Raw genomic sequence first — 16,927 nt, 5'->3', positions numbered from 1 at the left:
GGCGGGGCGCCCCGCTACGGTGAGCCGATGCCGCCCACCACCGCGCTCCTCGTCATAGACATGCAGAACACCACGGTCGCCATGGCGCACCGGGCCGCCGAGACGGTCGCCGCGATCGCCGGACTGAGCGAGCGGGCGCGGGCGGCCGGGGTCCCGGTGGTGACCGTGCGGCAGCGGGACGCGGACATGGTTCCCGGGACCGAGGGCTGGCGGGTCGTGCCCGAGCTGGCTCCGCGGGAGGGGGAGCCGGTCGTGGACAAGACGACCCCGGACAGCTTCCTGGACACCGGCCTCGACGCGATCCTGGCGGCGCTCGGGGTCACCGAGGTGATCGTGACCGGGTTCGCCACGGAGATCTGCGTGGACACCACGGCACGGCAGGCGCTGAGCCGGGGGTACGACCTGGTCGTCGTCGCCGACGGGCACACCACCTCGGTGCGCACCGCCGCGGACACCGACGACCTCGTTCCGGCGGACCGCTCGATCGCGCAGTACAACGCCGTCTACCGCATGATCGGCTGGCCCGGCCGCCGTATCCGGGTCCGGGCCGCCGCCGAGGTGGACTTCGGCGCCCCCGAGGGGGCGCGGGACGTCAGGCCTGCCTGATCGCCGAGATGTCGAAGTTGAGCTTGATCTTGTCGGAGACCAGCACGCCGCCCGTCTCCAGGGCCGCGTTCCAGGTGAGCCCCCACTCCGAGCGCTTGATCTCCGCCTTGCCCTCGAAGCCGACGCGCTCGTTGCCGAACGGGTCCTTGGCGGCGCCGTTGAACTCCAGGTCGATGGTGAGCGGCTTGGTCGTGCCGAGGATCGACAGGTCACCGGTGATGCGGTAGTCGTCGCCGCCCAGGGACTCCGCCTTGGTGGAGCGGAAGGTCATCGTCGGGTACTCGCCGGTGTTGAAGAAGTCCGAGCCCTTCAGGTGGCCGTCACGGTCGGGGGAGCCCGTGTCGATGCTGTCCATCGTGATGTCCAGGGACGCCGTGGAGCGGGACGGGTCGGTGCCGTCCAGGTGCAGCGTGCCGGTGAAGTCGAGGAACTTGCCCTTGACGTTGGTGACCATCGCGTGGCGGGCCGTGAAGCCGATCGTCGTGTGGGCGGGGTCGACGGCGTAGTCGCCGGTCAGCGTGGAGAGGTCGGGGGTGGTGGTCATGGTGTCCTCCGGGGAAGGCTTGAAGTTGAATGTTCAACCAGTCCAACGACTTCGACTCTAGAGCTATTCCGTGCCGCCATCAACCACCCGCGCCGCACATGTTGCGGCGCCGTTCCCCTCCCGCCCCCGGCGTGATAGACGGCATGAGCATGACCCCACAGCGTCCCACCGCCCCCACCCGCCGCGCGGTCCTGCTCGCGGCGGCCGCGGCCGCCGCCCTCACCTCCGTCCCCCGTGCCGCGGCCGCCGCGGCCGACGCGGCCGACGTCTACGACGGCCTCCGCCGGCGCTGGCTGGAGATCGCCCTCGGCACCGGCTACGACCCGGCCGCCGAGCCGTACGCCTCCCGCCTCGCCGAGACCGGCGCACGCGCCCGCGAACACTGCGCGACCATGGCCCCCGCTGCCACCTCCCTGTGGCCCGGCCACCCCTTCGACCCGCCCGCCGGGATCACCTTCGCCTACGGACGCCTGTGGACGATGACCGAGGCGTACGTGCAGGAGGGCACCGGCTCCACCGGCGACCCCGCCCTCCTCGCCGACATCCTGCGCGGCCTCGACCACCTCTCGGCCACCGTCTACAACCCCGCCACCACCCGCTACGGCAACTGGTGGGAATGGCAGATCGGCAGCCCCCGGCTCCTGATGGACATCACGGCCGCCCTGTACGACCACCTCGGCACCGACCGCGTGGCCGCCGCCTGCGCCGCCGTCGACCACTTCGTCCCGGACGCGATGCTCGGCGACTACACCGGCACCTCCACCGGCGCCAACCGCGTCGACCTGTGCCGCTCGGTCGCCCTGCGCGGCGTCCTGGGCCGGGCCCCCGCCAAGCTCGCCCTGGCCCGCGACGCCCTCTCGCCGGTCTTCCCGTACGTCACCCGGGGCGACGGTCTCTACGCCGACGGCTCCTTCGTCCAGCACACCTGGGTCGCCTACTCGGGGACGTACGGCCAGGTCATGCTGGACGGCCTCGGCCGGCTGTTCACCCTGCTGGCCGGCTCCGAGTGGGAGGTGACCGACCCGGGCAGGCAGATCGTCCTGGACAGCGTGGAGCACGCCTACGCGCCCCTGATCCACGACGGACTCGTGATGGACACCGTCAACGGGCGGGCCGTCAGCCGGGGTTACCTCCAGAGCGACGACCTGCACGTCATGCGCAGCGACCACTTCCACGGCCAGCAGATCATCGCCGCCATGGCGGTCCTCGCGGGCGGCGCGAGCGACGCCGAGCGAGAGCGCTGGTACGCCCGGATCAAGGGCTGGATCGCACGGGACACCGTCACCCCGCTCCTCACCGCGCCCCAGTTCCCGGTCGCCGACCTGGCCCGGCTGCACGCGATCGCCGACGCGCCCGGCGAGGCCGCTCCCGAACCCGCCGGGCACCACCTCTTCGCGGCCATGGACCGCGCCGTCCACCGCCGCCCCGCCTTCACCGCGGGCCTCGCCATGGCCAGTGACCGCATCGCCCACTACGAGTGCGGCAACGGCGAGAACCCGCGCGGCTGGCACACCGGATCGGGCATGCTCACCTGGTGGGCGAACGGGACCACCGCAGACCAGTACACCGACTGGTTCTGGCCCACCGTCGACTGGTACCGGCTGCCCGGCACCACCGTCTCCACCAAGCGCCTGCCCGACCGCGCGGGCGGTGAGTGGGGCGAGCCCAAACCGGACGTGCGCTGGGTCGGCGGCACGACCGACGGCACATACGCGGCCGTGGGGCAGCACCTCAAGGGCCTGGGCTCGACCCTGGAGGCCCGCAAGTCCTGGTTCTTCCTCGACGACGCCGTGGTCTGCCTGGGCGCCGGCATCACCTGCGCGGACGGAGTCCCGGTCGAGACCGTCGTGGACAACCGCAACCTGGGGGAGGGCGGCGACCAGGTCCTCGCACGCGGCCGGAACTGGGCCCACCTGGAGGGCCACGGCGGCTGGATCGTGCCCGAGGGCGGCCTGCGGACCCTGCGCGAGGACCGCACCGGCGCCTGGTCCGACATCAACACCACCAGCACGACCGAGCGCCGCACCCGCCGCTGGCAGACCCTCTGGCTCGACCACGGCACCGACCCGGCCGACGCCGGCTACGTCTACACCGTCATGCCGGGCGCCTCCCGAGCGGCCGTCGCCCGCCGCGCGGCCGACCGCCGCCGGGTCACGGTCCTCGCCAACGACGCCCGCCGCCAGGCGGTGACCGTCCCCTCCCTCGGCCTCACGGCCGGCAACTTCTGGCAGGCCGGCACGGCGGGCCCGCTCACCGCCACGGCCGGGGCGAGTGTGCTGGTCCGCCGCCGGGGCCGTACCGCTACGCTCTGCGTGAGCGAGCCGCCGCGCACGGGAGAGCCCCTGGAGATCATCTGGGACCACCCGGTGAGAGCGGTGCCGTGGGCCGACGAGACGGTCGAGGTCCTCGCGACGGGCCGCCGGCTGCACCTCCGGGTCACTCCAGGGGTGGTATGCGCCACCCATGAATGTGAGGTGGCTCTCAGCTGACGGGTTTGTGCGACCTCTACAAGGTGGAGGCCCCCTGAGCAGTCGAAAAGGCTGCATGCGGTGGGGGTTCTGTTCAGTGCTACCAGGAAAACGGGCCGGAGACTGTACGGAGTCGACGGCTCGCAATCCTTGGTCGGGTTCGTAGAGTCGCTACATGACCGTTTTGGATGAGGCGCCGGGTGAGCCGACGGACGCGCGCGGGCGAGTGGCCGAGCTGCACGAGATCCGTGCGCAGGCGCTGGCCGGACCGAGCGAGAAGGCGACGGCGGCGCAGCACGCCAAGGGCAAGCTGACGGCACGTGAGCGGATCGAGCTGCTCCTGGACGCGGGTTCCTTCCGCGAGGTCGAGCAGCTGCGCCGGCACCGGGCGACCGGCTTCGGCCTGGAGGCCAAGAAGCCGTACACCGACGGTGTCATCACCGGCTGGGGCACGGTCGAGGGCCGCACGGTCTTCGTCTACGCCCACGACTTCCGGATCTTCGGCGGTGCGCTGGGCGAGGCCCACGCCACGAAGATCCATAAGATCATGGACATGGCCATCGCGGCCGGTGCCCCGCTGGTGTCGCTGAACGACGGCGCCGGCGCCCGTATCCAGGAGGGCGTCAGCGCGCTCGCCGGCTACGGCGGCATCTTCCAGCGCAACACGAAGGCGTCCGGGGTCATCCCGCAGATCAGCGTGATGCTCGGCCCGTGCGCGGGCGGCGCGGCCTACAGCCCCGCCCTGACCGACTTCGTCTTCATGGTCCGCGACACCTCGCAGATGTTCATCACGGGTCCGGACGTGGTCAAGGCGGTCACCGGCGAGGAGATCACGCAGAACGGCCTGGGCGGCGCGGACGTGCACGCCGAGACGTCCGGCGTGTGCCACTTCGCCTACGACGACGAGGAGACCTGCCTCGCCGAGGTCCGCTACCTCCTCTCCCTCCTCCCGCAGAACAACCGGGAGAACCCGCCCCGCCACGAGTCCTCCGACCCCGCGGACCGCCGCTCGGACGTGCTGCTCGACCTGGTCCCGGCGGACGGCAACCGCCCCTACGACATGACCAAGGTCATCGAGGAACTCGTCGACGAGGGCGAGTACCTGGAGGTCCACGAGCGCTGGGCCCGCAACATCATCTGCGCCCTGGCCCGCCTGGACGGCCAGGTCGTCGGCATCGTCGCCAACCAGCCGCAGGCCCTGGCCGGAGTCCTGGACATCGAGGCGTCGGAGAAGGCCGCGCGCTTCGTCCAGATGTGCGACGCCTTCAACATCCCGATCATCACCCTTCTGGACGTACCCGGCTTCCTGCCCGGCGTCGACCAGGAGCACGGCGGCATCATCCGCCACGGCGCCAAGCTCCTCTACGCCTACTGCAACGCGACCGTGCCCCGGATCTCGCTCATCCTGCGCAAGGCGTACGGAGGTGCTTACATCGTCATGGACAGCCAGTCCATCGGCGCCGACCTCACCTACGCCTGGCCGACCAACGAGATCGCCGTCATGGGCGCGGAGGGTGCCGCCAACGTCATCTTCCGCCGGCAGATCGCCGGGGCCGAGGACCCCGAGGCCATGCGGGCCCGCATGGTCAAGGAGTACAAGTCCGAGCTGATGCACCCCTACTACGCGGCCGAACGCGGCCTGGTCGACGACGTCATCGACCCCGCCGAAACCCGCGAGGTGCTGATCAGGTCCCTGGCGATGCTCCACACCAAGCACGCCGACCTGCCGTCCCGCAAGCACGGCAACCCGCCGCAGTGATCCGAGGAGCCACTTCCATGTCCACTCCCGACATCCGCGTCGAGAAGGGCCACGCCGAGCCCGAGGAAGTCGCCGCCATCACGGCCCTCCTCCTGGCCCGCGCCGCCGCCCGCCCCGCCGAGATCGCCCCCACCCACGGCGGCGGCCGAGCCCGCGCGGGCTGGCGCCGCCTGGAACGCGAGCCGGGCTTCAGGGCGCCGCACAGCTGGCGCTGACCCGAGATACGAGCGAGGCCCCTCCGTCAGGAGGGGCCTCGCTCGTTCAGGGGCGCGGGGAACTGCGCGACCAGCCACGTACTACGCGCACCCGGCAACGAAACCGCCCCCGGCAGCCCAGTGGCCGCAGGGGGCGTCGCGCAACCCGGCGCTGACGGGGTGCCGCCTGCGCCCACCCGTGCCGCCCTGGGGGCACCTCCCAGGCCCTCGAGGCACTGGGGGAGGTGACGACTGCCCGCAGGCGGAGGGGAGGGGGCGGCACGACTGCCCGCAGGCTAGCGCAGGCGGGCCATCAGCGCGTGCTCGACCAGCGTGATCAGCGCCGACTTGGCGTCGGCGCGGTGCCGCGCGTCGGTCGTGATGATCGGGGTGTCCGGGCCGATCTGCAGCGCCTCCCGGACCTCGTCCGGGTTGTACGGCTGCTGACCGTCGAAGCCGTTGAGCGCGATGACGAACGGCAGGCCGCTGTTCTCGAAGTAGTCGACCGCGGGGAAGCAGTCGGCGAGCCGCCTCGTGTCGACCAGGACGATGGCCCCGATGGCGCCGCGCACCAGGTCGTCCCACATGAACCAGAACCGGTCCTGGCCGGGCGTACCGAAGAGGTACAGGATCAGGTCCTGGTCGAGCGTGATGCGTCCGAAGTCCATGGCGACCGTCGTGGTCGTCTTGTCCCCCGTGTGGGTGAGGTCGTCGATGCCCGCCGACGCGGATGTCATCACGGCCTCTGTGCGCAGCGGATTGATCTCCGAGACAGCGCCGACGAACGTGGTCTTGCCCACGCCGAAGCCGCCCGCCACCACGATCTTCGCGGAAGTGGTGGAGCGGGAAGGACCGCCGCTAGAGCTTGCGAAGTCCACTGAGCACCCTTTCGAGCAGTGTCACGTCTGGCTGGCCGCCGGCGCTCTCGTCGCCGCCGGGCTGATGGATGGCGACCAGTCCCGCCTCCGCCAAGTCGGCGACGAGGATCCTGGCCACGCCGAGAGGGATCGTCAGGAGGGCCGAGACCTCGGCCACCGACTTGATCTCCCGGCAGAGATTGCAGATCCGCTGATGCTCGGGCAGCTGGCCCTGCATCTGGTGCGGCTGCGCGATCGTGTGCACCAGCGCCTCGATGGCGAGCTGGTACCGGGGCCTGGTGCGGCCGCCCGTCATGGCGTACGGGCGCACCAGGGGGTTGTTCGACGCCCCGGCGGGCGCCGGCTCAGGGGTGCGGCGCTGCGGCTGCACGGGCTGGATGCGCGGAGCATGCGGCTGGTCGTACGGCGCAGGGCCGGGGCCCTGCGGCGCGTACGGCTGCCGGTGACTCGGCACGGAGGGGTAGCCGTATCCGTGCGCCGAGCCGTCGCCTTGGCCCTGGCCAGGGCCGTACGACCAGTTGCCCGATGACGGACCGCCTGGGGGTGTTGCCACTTTTTCCTCCTCCGACTGTGCCTGGCACCCATCGCTGTGGAGCCGCGTCCCGAAACTTTACGGCCACGGGACGCCAAAACGCACCGTCTGTCCTTTAGTTGAGAAGGCTCCCTTGGAGCTCAGCCCGCAGATCGGGGGTCAAAACCGTGCCCGCTCGGTCCACCAGAAGGGCCATCTCGTACCCAATGAGACCGATGTCCGCCTCGGGGTGTGCGAGAACCGCGAGGGACGAGCCGTCGGAGATGGACATGATGAAGAGGAATCCGCGCTCCATCTCCACAACCGTCTGGTTCACGCTGCCGCCCTCGAAGATGCGCGAGGCGCCGGCGGTCAGCGAGGTCAGGCCGGAGGCGACGGCCGCGAGCTGATCGGCTCGGTCGCGAGGGAACCCTTCGGACATCGCCAGAAGGAGTCCGTCGGCGGAGACCACCACCGTGTGGGACACCCCCGGGGTGTTGTCCACGAAGTTGGTGATCAACCAGTTCAGGTTCTGCGCCGCCTGGCTCATCGGGCTCACACTAACGCTCCTGGTTGTAGGTGCTGTCAGGACCACGGTGTTCATTCCTTGTGTCCTGGCCGTTCGTTTCACTGCCTGCGTTGCGGCCTCGCTCGACGCCGCGCCGCAGGTTGCTCAGCCTGCCCCGGACGTCCTCCGGAGCGCGGGAGATCTGGGGGCCTCCCTGGGGAGTGGTCTCGGCCGCGCCCTCGACCAGGTTGGCCTTGGGCACCCGCCGCGGCAGACCCGAGGAGGTCACCCCGCCCGCCTTGGGTTTGCGCAGCGCCGAGGCCTGCTGCCAGCGGTCGTCGTTGGCCGACCGCCAGGTGTCCTCGCCGCCCGCCCCCGGTGCGGCGGCCGGCGTCTCCTGGCCCACGTGTCCCGCGTCGCCCGCGGTGGGGCCGCGGCGGGGAAGACCCGCGTCGGTCAGCTCGTGGGCGGCGGAGGGGGCAGGCCCTGGACGGTCGAAGCCTACGCGGTCCGCCTCGGTCACGTCAGCGGCCTGGGCGGATTGCGCCTGGGGGGCACCCGCGGCGTACTGGTCCGGATAACCGTTCTGGTATCCGTCCTGCTGCGGCCAGTCGTCCTGGTGGCGCCGCTGCTCGAAGGGCGAGTAGTTCCCGGACTCCGGCAGGCCGCCGTTCGGCGCGTAGTACTGCTCGTCGTACGACGCCTGCTGCGGTTCCTGGTAGGCCTGCTGCGGGTCTGCGTACGCCGACTGCGGGTCGTAGCCGCCGTTCGGCTGCTCCTGGTAGCCGCCGTTGGGCTGCTCCTGGTAGCCGCCGTTGGGCTGCCCCTGGTAAGCGCCGTTCGGCTGCTGCTGGTAGCCGTCGAGGGGCTGGTCGTACCCGGGCTGCTGACCGGTGAACTGCTCCGGGAAGGCGGTGGCCTCGCGGCTTCCGCCGTCGCCCTGGTCGGCCGGACCCGGCAGCTCGGGATGCGACTGGGCCTCCAGGGCCGCGCGGCGCTCCTCGCGCATCAGCGAGCGGCCCACCGGGTCCAGCTCGCGTATGTCGTCCGGGACCTCGGCGTACCGGCTGTCGTCGAAGCCCAGCTCGGCGGCGGTCCGCATGGGCTGGCCGACCTGGCCGAAGCTCTCGCCCTGGAAGTTCTGCTCCGGGATGATCTGCGAGACGGTGAACTCGTCGCGCGGCTGCTGCTCGCCGCCGCCACCGCCGTGGGTGATGGCGTCCGGGAGCATGACCAGCGAGGTGGTGCCCGCCTGCTCACCGGAGGGGCGCAGCTGGACGCGGATGCCGTGCCGGTCGGACAGCCGGCCGACCACGAACAGTCCCATGCGCTGCGAGATCGCGGCGTCCACGGTCGGCGGGTTGGCCAGCTTGTGGTTGATGTCCGCGAAGTCCTCGGCGGTCAGGCCGATGCCCTTGTCGTGGATCTCCACCATCACGCGGCCGTCGGGCAGCCGGGTCGCGGTGACGCGGACCTTGGTCTGCGGCGAGGAGAACGTGGTGGCGTTCTCGAGCAGCTCGGCGAGCAGGTGCACGAGGTCGGTCACGGCGCGGCCGTGGATCTCGGCCTCCGGCACGCCGGACAGCTCGATGCGCTCGTACTGCTCCACCTCGGAGGAGGCGGCGCGCAGCACGTCGACCAGCGGGACCGGCTGGTCCCATCGGCGGCCGGGCTCCTCGCCGGCGAGGACCAGGAGGTTCTCGCCGTTGCGGCGCATACGGGTGGCGAGGTGGTCCAGCCGGAAGAGGTTCTCCAGCTGGTCGGGGTCGGCCTCGTTGTTCTCCAGGTCGGTGATCAGGCTCAGCTGGCCCTCGATCAGCGACTGGTTGCGGCGCGACAGGTTGGTGAAGATCGCGTTGATGTTGCCCCGCAGCAGCGCCTGCTCGGAGGCGAGCCGGACGGCCTCGCGGTGCACCTGGTCGAAGGCGCGGGCGACTTCGCCGATCTCGTCGGTCGAGGTGATCGGGATCGGCTGCACCCGGGTGTCGACCCGGCCGGGGTCGGTGCGGGAGAGCTGGTCGACCAGCATCGGCAGGCGCTGCTCGGCGATGCCGAAGGCGGCGTTGCGCAGCTGGCGCATGGAGCGGCTCATTCCGCGGGCCACCATGCCGGCCAGGACGAACGCGGCGAGCAGCGCGATCACGACCGCGGCACCCGTGATGTAGGCGTCACGCTCGGCGTCGTCGGCGATCCCGGACGCCTCGGACACCGCCTTGTCGGCCAGGTCCGACTCGATCTTCTGGTACGCGTCGAACTTGAGGGTGTTGACCGCCCACCAGTTTTCCGGCGTGATGCCCTGCCGGGCCAGCTCCGCCCGGGCGCTGGTGTCCGTGGACGCGAGTCCGGCCAGCTCCGAGATCATCGTCGTCGGGTCGGACGGCGGCGGCACGTAGTCCGGGTCCTTGGCCTTGGCCTCCTTGGCCATGGCCGCGCCGTCCTCCTTGAGCTTCGCCTCGGCGTCCTCGAGCTTCTGCGCGTCCGCCTCGGTACCGCCGCCGATGTACTCCTCGATCGCGATGCGCTCCAGGTAGGCGTACGAGGAGAGCGCGACGCGCTGGCTGGCGAGGTGGCTGGGCTCCGGACCCGGCTTGACCAGCATGTGCATGCCGATGGAGCGCTCCAGCGAGAGCGCCGCCTTCGTCAGCGAGATCGCGTAGACGGTCCGGCCGTAGGAGGTGATGTTGCCGGTGCCCAGGCCCAGCTCGTTGGCGAACTCCATCAGGGGGTGGGCGACGCCGGTGTAGCCCTCCTCGGTCTCCACGCCCTTGAGCTTGGAGGTGTACGCGGCCGCCCGCAGCGTCTGGAGCTTGGGCTCCTGCTCGCGGAAGACCTTCAGCCGGCGCTCCAGGCCCGCCTTGGCGGGCATGCCCTGGGCCGCCTCGTCGAAGACGTCGGCCGCGTCGTCGGTGGCCTGGCGGGCCTTGCCGACGGTGGCGTCCTTCTCACCCTTGCCCTGCAGCAGGGGGGCCGCCGTGAGGTCGCGCTCGTTGTAGAGGGCGTTGGCGTAGCCGAGGGAGGCGCGCACCAGACGCGCGGTGCTCTCGGCGTCCTCGGCGTCCTGCCACGTGTCGATCGAGCTCTTCACCTGGAAGCCGCCCATGACGAGGCCGACCAGCACGGGTATGAGCAGGATGGCGTTCAGCCGGGTGGTCACCCGCCAGTTGCGCGGCGTGAAACGGCTACCGCTCGGCGCGGGCTCGGCCTTGGGTTCCGCGGCGGGGACGGGGGCGGGCGCCGCTGTGCGCGGCGGCGGGGTGAAGTTGCCCCGGGCCGATGGCTCGGGACTGTTCTTGCTTCGCCTCACTCGACCAACAACCTCTCGGCGGTCGGCACCTGTGTCGTGCCGCTGTGTCTCAGAACCCACTCCGTCAGTCATCGAGTACGCGCTACTGCTGAGTACGTCTTAGACCATGGGGCAGTTCTGGCATTCCAGCACGGCGACCAGCGCTCTTCCAAACAGTGGAACGCGGGGGTTACACGTGATGTAAGCCTCGCGTAAAACGGTCATAAAGAGAGAGGTCCGTCAAAAGACGGGGCGTTCGTGCGCGCAGCGAGACCAGTTGACCGCGTCGCGTGTCGGTACCACCCGATTCCTCTGCCGAAACGTTATGAACAGCGGAGCCGACCGTGTCAAAGGACACAGCCGGCTCCGACTCGTCTACGACAAGTGCCGTAGAAGCCTGCCGACTTGGCTGCGGCGGTGGGCGGACCTACCGCAGGCGGGCCATCAGCGCGTGCTCGACCAGCGTGATCAGCGCCGACTTGGCGTCGGCGCGGTGCCGGGCGTCGGTCGTGATGATCGGGGTGTCCGGGCCGATCTGCAGCGCCTCGCGCACCTCGTCCGGGGAGTAGGGCTGCTGACCGTCGAAGCCGTTGAGCGCGACGACGAACGGCAGACCGCTGTTCTCGAAGTAGTCGACGGCCGGGAAGCAGTCGGCCAGCCGGCGGGTGTCGCACAGCACGACCGCGCCGATCGCGCCGCGCACCAGGTCGTCCCACATGAACCAGAACCGGTCCTGGCCCGGCGTGCCGAACAGGTACAGGATCAGGTCCTGGTCGAGCGTGATGCGGCCGAAGTCCATGGCGACCGTCGTGGTCGTCTTGTCCCCGGCGTGCGTGAGGTCGTCGATCCCCGCGCTGGCCGAGGTCATCACGGCCTCGGTGCGCAGGGGGTTGATCTCGGAGACGGCGCCCACGAACGTGGTCTTGCCGACGCCGAAGCCGCCGGCCACCACGATCTTCGCGGAGGTGGTCGCCCGCCCTCCGTCAGAGCTTTCGAAGTCCACTGAGCACCCTTTCGAGCAGTGTCACGTCCGGCGCACCGCCGTTGTTCTCGTCGCCGCCAGGCTGGTGGATGGCGACGAGCCCGGCCTCCGCGAGGTCCGCGACCAGGATCCGCGCCACACCGAGCGGCATCGCCAGCAGGGCCGACACCTCGGCCACCGATTTCACCTCGCGGCACAGGTGGCAGATGCGCTGGTGCTCGGGGAGCAGTCCCATGAGCGCTGCCGGGTCGGCCGTCGTACTGATCAGCGCCTCGATGGCGAGCTGGTAGCGCGGCCTGGTCCGGCCGCCGGTCATCGCGTAGGGACGTACCAGCGGCTGGTCGCCCTCGTCCTCGTACGGCTCCGCGTACGGATCATGAGAGGCGGTGGGCGGGGTCATGAATCCTCCGGGCGGGACAGCAAGTCGGTCAGTCAAGCCGTCTGACGAGGCCGGTGGGGGGATTGTGGCGGCCGGACGGTGATTTGGTAACACGGGTGGTGCCGGGGCCGATCAGTGGAGCAGACTGCCTTGTAGTTCGGCGCGCAGGTCGGGTGTGAGGACCGCGCCCGCGCGGTCGACCAGGAGCGCCATCTCGTAGCCGACGAGGCCGATGTCGCACTCCGGGTGCGCGAGGACGGCCAGGGACGAGCCGTCCGAGACGGACATGAGGAAGAGGAACCCCCGCTCCATCTCCACGACCGTCTGCGCCACGTTGCCGCCCTCGAAGATCCGGGAGGCCCCGGCCGTCAGTGAGGTCAGCCCCGAGGCGACGGCCGCGAGCTGGTCGGCGCGGTCGCGAGGGAAGCCCTCCGACATCGCCAGGAGGAGTCCGTCGGCGGACACGACGACGGTGTGGGACACCCCTGGGGTGTTGTCCACGAAATTCGTGATCAACCAGTTGAGGTTCTGTGCCGCCTGGCTCATCGGGCTCAACTAACGCTCCTGCTGGTGAGTGGGCCGCGGGTAGCTGCCGGTCTGGTTGGTACCGGCCTGACGGCCCTGTGCGATTCCCCGACGGAGATTGGTCAGCCGGCCGCGCACGTCGTCGGGCGCACGCGAAACCGCCGGACCGCTCTGGTGCGACTGCTGCTGAGCCGTCCCCGGGACGAGGTTGGCCCGGGGGACCCGGCGCGGGAGGCCGGAGGTGGTGACCCCGCCCGCGGCCGGCTGCCTGACGCGCTCCGCCTGCCGGACGAGGTCGTCGTTCGGCGAGCTGCGCCAGGCGGAGGTGGCCGGCCGCTGGGGGGCCGCCGGGGTCTGGGGCTGGGCGGCCTGCGGCTCAGGGGTCGCGGCCGGGGCGTCCTGCGGCGCCCTCGACTCGCGGTCCCCGTGGAACCAGTTGGTCTCCAGCGTGTCGTACAGCGGCGTACGCCCGTCACCGGGACCGGTGGCCGGGGGCAGCGCCCATCCGTCTCCCGGCCCCTGCGGGGGAGTGCCGTTGGTGTTCTGGGTCACGGGATCCGGTGCGACCGGTCGCTGCGGGGCCGGCGGACGCGGGGCGCCGAAGTCGTTCCCGCCCTGCGTGTCGCCCACCTGAGGACGCTCGAACTGTCCGGTGGGCGCCGGGTTCTGACGGGCCGGCAGGTCGTGCCGCCCGGTCGAGCCGTTGTCGTAGCCCTGGGCGCCGGCGAACCGGTCGGCCGGGGCCGAACCGTTCGGGGCGGCCTGGGCGGGCTGCCCGCCGAACACGTCCGAGCGGACGAACGGGCCGCCGCCCTGCTGCGGGGCGGCCGGCTCGGGCCGTGCGAACTGGTCGTTCTGCGGCGCGTCCTGACCGAACCGGCCCTGGTCGTACTGGCCCTGGTCCGGCCGGCCCTGGCCGTACTGGCCCGGTCCGTACTGGTCCTGCCGGTACTGGTCCTCGTACTGGTTCCGGCCGTCGTACTGGTTCCGGCCGTCGTACTGGTTCTGGCCGGGCTGGGCGAACTGGCCCGTGTCCTGCGACTCGTCACGGCGGGGCGCCGGAGCGTCGAAGTCGGGGCGGGCGAACTCGGCCGTGGCGGCGGGGGACTGCGGCTCGCCGAACCGGGGCACGGCCGGCATCTCCGCGGTCGATCCAGGGCCCTGCCGCTCGTCGAGGCGCGACGTCCGGTCGGTGCGGGAGCTGTCCGGCTCGTCGTGACCGCGCGGGGCGTCCAGCGAGGCGCGCGGCACGGGCGGCTGCGCGTTCTCGTCGCTCCAGCTGGGCACCCGCGGCTGCGGGTTGCCGCCGGGCAGCTCGGCCCGCGGACCGCCGCGCGGCGGCAGCTGGGGACGACGGCCCTGCTCGGCGTCGCCGTTGCCGCCGCGCTTGGCGCGCTGCGGGGGCGCCGCGGGGGCGCGGGTGCCGCCGAACATGTCCTGGCCCTGCGAGGCGTTGCCGGCCGGCGCGTTGCCCTGCGGCGCGTTCATGCCCGCGGCCTGCAGGCCCTGCGGGGCGCCCGGCGCCTGACCGGCACCGGCTCCCGCGCCGGCCGGGGCCGGACGGTTCTGCTGGCCCGGAGCCGTGGGGGTGCCCGGGGTCTGGGGCCCGCGCGGGCCACCCGGCGCACCCGGTCGGCCACCCGCGTCGCGCCCGGGCAGTGCGGCCCGCGGCCCCTGGCCGGCACTGAGCCGGCCGCCCGGGGCACCGGCGCCGAGGGCACCGCCACCGCCGAAGGCGCCGCCGCCCGCGAGGGCACCGCCGCCCTGTCCGCCGCGGCGGGCCGCCGCGACACCGGCGGCGGCCTGCGCGGCGGCCGGACCGCCGTTGCCCGAGCCGGGCTGGCCCTGCTTGGGCTGCGGCTTGCGGCCGCCCTGGGCGACGTCGACGGGCAGCATGACCAGCGCGGTCGTACCGCCGGAGTCGGACGGACGCAGCTGGATGCGGATGCCGTGGCGCTGCGAGAGGCGGCCGACCACGAACAGGCCCATGCGGCGGGAGACGGAGACGTCCACGGTGGGCGGCGAGGCGAGCCGCTCGTTGATCGCGGCCAGGTCCTCCGGCGAGAGACCGATGCCGGTGTCGTGGATCTCGATCAGCACCCGGCCGTCGGGCAGCGCGTGACCGGTGACCTTGACCTTGGTCTGCGGCGAGGAGAACGAGGTCGCGTTCTCCAGCAGCTCGGCGAGCAGGTGCACGAGGTCGTTGACCACGCGGCCGGCGACCTCGGTGCTCGGCACGGAGGCCAGCTCGATGCGCTCGTACTGCTCCACCTCGGAGGCGGCGGCACGGAGCACGTCGACCAGCGGGACCGGGCGGGTCCAGCGCCGGCCCGGCTCCTCACCGGCGAGGACGAGGAGGTTCTCACCGTTACGGCGCATGCGCGTCGCGAGGTGGTCGAGCTTGAACAGCGAGGACAGCTGGTCCGGGTCGGCCTCGCGGGACTCCAGTTCGGAGATGAGCGAGAGCTGACGCTGGATGAGGCCCTGGGAGCGGCGCGAGAGGTTGGTGAACATCGCGTTGACGTTGCCCCGCAGCAGGGCCTGCTCGGCGGCGAGGCGGACCGCCTCGCGGTGCACGTCGTCGAAGGCCGCGGCCACTCGGCCGATCTCGTCCCGGGAGTGCACACCGACCGACTCCACCGAGGTGTCGACGTCCTGCGGGTCGGTCTCGGAGAGCTGCTTGACCAGCTCGGGCAGGCGGTCCTGGGCGACCTTGGTCGCGGTGTCCTCCAGGCGGCGCAGCGAGCGGATCATGGACCGGGCCACGACGAACGCGCCGACCAGGGAGACGCCGAGCACGAGCAGGATGAGGACACCGGAGATGATGGCCTCTTGCTCGGACTCGTTGCGCAGCTCTCGGGCCTGCTGCTCCATGTCCTCCAGCAGCTTCAGCTCGATGTTCTTCATCTGCTGGATCTTGGTGGAGCTGTCGTCCAGCCAGTCCTGGTAGGACCGGGACCTCAGACCCGCCAGGCCGTCGGTCTTGCTGAGGGCGCGGCCCGCGTACTGGTCGGACGCCTCGATCACCGGGTTGCCCTCGGAGATCGGCTTGAGCAGGTCCTCGGCGCCCTCGCCGTAGATGCTGGTGAAGCTGCGCAGCTCGGAGGTCTGGCTCTGCAGCGCGGACTGGGCGTACAGCCGGTCGTTCTCGGCGAGGTCGCCCTTGTCCGTGTTGTTCGCCGGGAGCGCCGCGGCGAGGACCGCGCGCTGGATCGACGCGTACTCCTTGGCCGAGGAGAAGGCCGACAGGGCGCGGGTGCGCTGGATCATGTCGGGGTTGCTGGTCGCCTCCGCCATGTCCTGCGAGAGGTCGAGCAGGTGGGTGATCAGGCGGTGGTAGGCCTCGACGGTCTGGGTCGAGTTGTCGTTGGCCGTGTACGCCGTGCTGCGGACCTTGGTCAGGTCGTTCAGGTCGCTCGCGATGCCGACGAGGCTGTCCCGGACGCCGACGAGCTTGCCGTCCTTGCTCGCCGCGTCGATCTGCTCGGACTTGTCGAGGAAGTTCTTCAGGGCCCGGTCGGTCTGCTCGCGGTCGCCCTTGACGGCGATCGCGCTGGACTTCGAGCCGTGGGCCAGCGGGCCGGCGGACTGGTCGCGCTCCTCCTGGAGCGCGGCGGCCAGCTCCGTGGCCTGCTTGGTCATCTCGGTCAGCAGCTTCATGTTCTCGAGCTGCTGGATGTCGTCCATCGACTGGTTGATGCGCAGTGCGCCCAGCGAGGTCGCCGCGACCACCGGAAGCGCCAGCAGCGAGACCAGACGGGTGGAGATCCGCCAGTTGCGCAGGGCTATTCGCGGGCCGGGGCCGGTCGAGCCCTTGGCCGGCTTGGTGGGCGGCTGCTGGCCGGGAGCGGACGGGCCCGCCGCCTGACCGGCGCGCTCGCCGCCGTCGCCGGACTGGGTCTGGCCCGGGTTCTGGGCGTGCTGGGGCGAGGAGCTGACGGCCTTGGGGCCAGTCCCGCCCTGCGGCTCCGGCTCCGCCGAAGCGCTGCCATCCCTCTTGAAACGTCCCTGCACTAGCGTCGCAACCTCTGGACCAGGCGCCCGTCCGCGTGAACGGCTGGGCACGGTGTCGGCGTCGAAGGGGCGCCCTGAATTCGCCCCTGTGTTGGTCGTGAGTGACCGGCGCTGGTTCCCCCTTCTCGCCGCCGCTCGGCGCTGGTGTGCGCCCCCTGTGCGCCGGCTCGATCCCGCGGCGGTCCGTGGAATTCCAGCACAGTGCAGGATCTCCAACAAGGCCCGTGGGGCAGGCCGTGAGATACGTGACACCACGTGAGGGCCGGGTCACCAGCC

General features: G+C 71.6%; 13 protein-coding genes. 4 read left to right on the top strand and 9 right to left on the bottom strand.

The genetic code is table 11. The features are described from left to right. Nucleotides 1-27: 27 nt before the first annotated feature. Nucleotides 28-606: a cysteine hydrolase family protein gene (locus tag ACZ56V_RS33815; protein WP_467383571.1), complete on the top strand. Its 579-nt coding sequence runs from the start codon at nucleotides 28-30 to the stop codon at nucleotides 604-606. Here ACZ56V_RS33815 and ACZ56V_RS33810 read toward each other — a convergent pair. Continuing rightward, entirely contained in the window at nucleotides 593-1,150 is a 558-nt protein-coding gene (locus tag ACZ56V_RS33810; RefSeq protein WP_468947433.1) for a YceI family protein, read from the bottom strand. The genes ACZ56V_RS33815 and ACZ56V_RS33810 overlap by 14 nt on opposite strands. Before the next feature lie 149 nt (nucleotides 1,151-1,299). On the opposite strand from ACZ56V_RS33810, the gene ACZ56V_RS33805 reads away from it, so the two are divergent. From ACZ56V_RS33805 to ACZ56V_RS33795, 3 genes are all read left to right on the top strand, one after another. Beyond that, complete coding sequence (locus ACZ56V_RS33805) at nucleotides 1,300-3,639, top strand: polysaccharide lyase 8 family protein (protein WP_468947508.1); 2,340 nt, start codon at nucleotides 1,300-1,302, stop codon at nucleotides 3,637-3,639. A gap of 154 nt (nucleotides 3,640-3,793) precedes the next feature. Next, on the top strand, nucleotides 3,794-5,377 hold the full coding sequence (locus ACZ56V_RS33800) for an acyl-CoA carboxylase subunit beta (protein ID WP_398914744.1): 1,584 nt from the start codon (nucleotides 3,794-3,796) through the stop codon (nucleotides 5,375-5,377). 17 nt (nucleotides 5,378-5,394) lie between these two features. Then, nucleotides 5,395-5,592 carry an acyl-CoA carboxylase epsilon subunit gene (locus ACZ56V_RS33795; RefSeq protein ID WP_059302326.1) on the top strand — a complete coding sequence of 66 codons (198 nt, stop codon included), beginning with the start codon at nucleotides 5,395-5,397 and terminating at the stop codon, nucleotides 5,590-5,592. A gap of 275 nt (nucleotides 5,593-5,867) precedes the next feature. Here ACZ56V_RS33795 and ACZ56V_RS33790 read toward each other — a convergent pair whose 3' ends face one another. The 8 genes from ACZ56V_RS33790 to ACZ56V_RS33755 all read right to left on the bottom strand — a co-directional run bounded on the left by ACZ56V_RS33790 (nucleotide 5,868) and on the right by ACZ56V_RS33755 (nucleotide 16,651). Beyond that, entirely contained in the window at nucleotides 5,868-6,449 is a 582-nt protein-coding gene (locus tag ACZ56V_RS33790; protein ID WP_009314218.1) for a GTP-binding protein, read from the bottom strand. Next, on the bottom strand, nucleotides 6,430-7,002 hold the full coding sequence (locus tag ACZ56V_RS33785; protein WP_467383573.1) for a DUF742 domain-containing protein: 573 nt from the start codon (nucleotides 7,000-7,002) through the stop codon (nucleotides 6,430-6,432). Before ACZ56V_RS33785 ends, ACZ56V_RS33790 begins: the two co-directional genes overlap by 20 nt. Before the next feature lie 94 nt (nucleotides 7,003-7,096). Continuing rightward, nucleotides 7,097-7,510 carry a roadblock/LC7 domain-containing protein gene (locus ACZ56V_RS33780; protein WP_004983065.1) on the bottom strand — a complete coding sequence of 138 codons (414 nt, stop codon included), beginning with the start codon at nucleotides 7,508-7,510 and terminating at the stop codon, nucleotides 7,097-7,099. A gap of 10 nt (nucleotides 7,511-7,520) precedes the next feature. Continuing rightward, a complete protein-coding gene (locus tag ACZ56V_RS33775) occupies nucleotides 7,521-10,772 on the bottom strand; it encodes a nitrate- and nitrite sensing domain-containing protein (RefSeq protein WP_468947431.1) in 3,252 nt (1,083 codons plus the stop codon). A 406-nt stretch (nucleotides 10,773-11,178) separates the two neighbouring features. Next, entirely contained in the window at nucleotides 11,179-11,754 is a 576-nt protein-coding gene (locus ACZ56V_RS33770) for a GTP-binding protein (protein WP_003973455.1), read from the bottom strand. After that, nucleotides 11,735-12,133, bottom strand: coding sequence for a DUF742 domain-containing protein (locus tag ACZ56V_RS33765; RefSeq protein ID WP_003973454.1), 399 nt, complete (start codon nucleotides 12,131-12,133; stop codon nucleotides 11,735-11,737). Before ACZ56V_RS33765 ends, ACZ56V_RS33770 begins: the two co-directional genes overlap by 20 nt. 111 nt (nucleotides 12,134-12,244) lie before the next feature. Next, on the bottom strand, nucleotides 12,245-12,658 hold the full coding sequence (locus tag ACZ56V_RS33760) for a roadblock/LC7 domain-containing protein (RefSeq protein ID WP_003973453.1): 414 nt from the start codon (nucleotides 12,656-12,658) through the stop codon (nucleotides 12,245-12,247). Nucleotides 12,659-12,667: 9 nt separating this feature from the next. Then, nucleotides 12,668-16,651, bottom strand: coding sequence for a nitrate- and nitrite sensing domain-containing protein (locus ACZ56V_RS33755; RefSeq protein WP_468947429.1), 3,984 nt, complete (start codon nucleotides 16,649-16,651; stop codon nucleotides 12,668-12,670). Between the last annotated feature and the right edge of the window lie 276 nt (nucleotides 16,652-16,927).

It is taken from the genome of Streptomyces sp. NPDC034099 (assembly GCF_055575415.1).
This window is presented reverse-complemented; position numbering and strand designations above follow the sequence as displayed.

Bases quoted from the DNA above. Each gene is read 5' to 3' on its own strand.
- ACZ56V_RS33805 (WP_468947508.1), top strand. From the start codon at position 1,300: ATGACCCCACAGCGTCCCACCGCCCCCACCCGCCGCGCGGTCCTGCTC.
- ACZ56V_RS33760 (WP_003973453.1), bottom strand. From the start codon at position 12,658: ATGAGCCAGGCGGCACAGAACCTCAACTGGTTGATCACGAATTTCGTG.
- ACZ56V_RS33815 (WP_467383571.1), top strand. From the start codon at position 28: ATGCCGCCCACCACCGCGCTCCTCGTCATAGACATGCAGAACACCACG.
- ACZ56V_RS33800 (WP_398914744.1), top strand. From the start codon at position 3,794: ATGACCGTTTTGGATGAGGCGCCGGGTGAGCCGACGGACGCGCGCGGG.
- ACZ56V_RS33810 (WP_468947433.1), bottom strand. From the start codon at position 1,150: ATGACCACCACCCCCGACCTCTCCACGCTGACCGGCGACTACGCCGTC.
- ACZ56V_RS33780 (WP_004983065.1), bottom strand. From the start codon at position 7,510: ATGAGCCAGGCGGCGCAGAACCTGAACTGGTTGATCACCAACTTCGTG.
- ACZ56V_RS33765 (WP_003973454.1), bottom strand. From the start codon at position 12,133: ATGACCCCGCCCACCGCCTCTCATGATCCGTACGCGGAGCCGTACGAG.
- ACZ56V_RS33795 (WP_059302326.1), top strand. From the start codon at position 5,395: ATGTCCACTCCCGACATCCGCGTCGAGAAGGGCCACGCCGAGCCCGAG.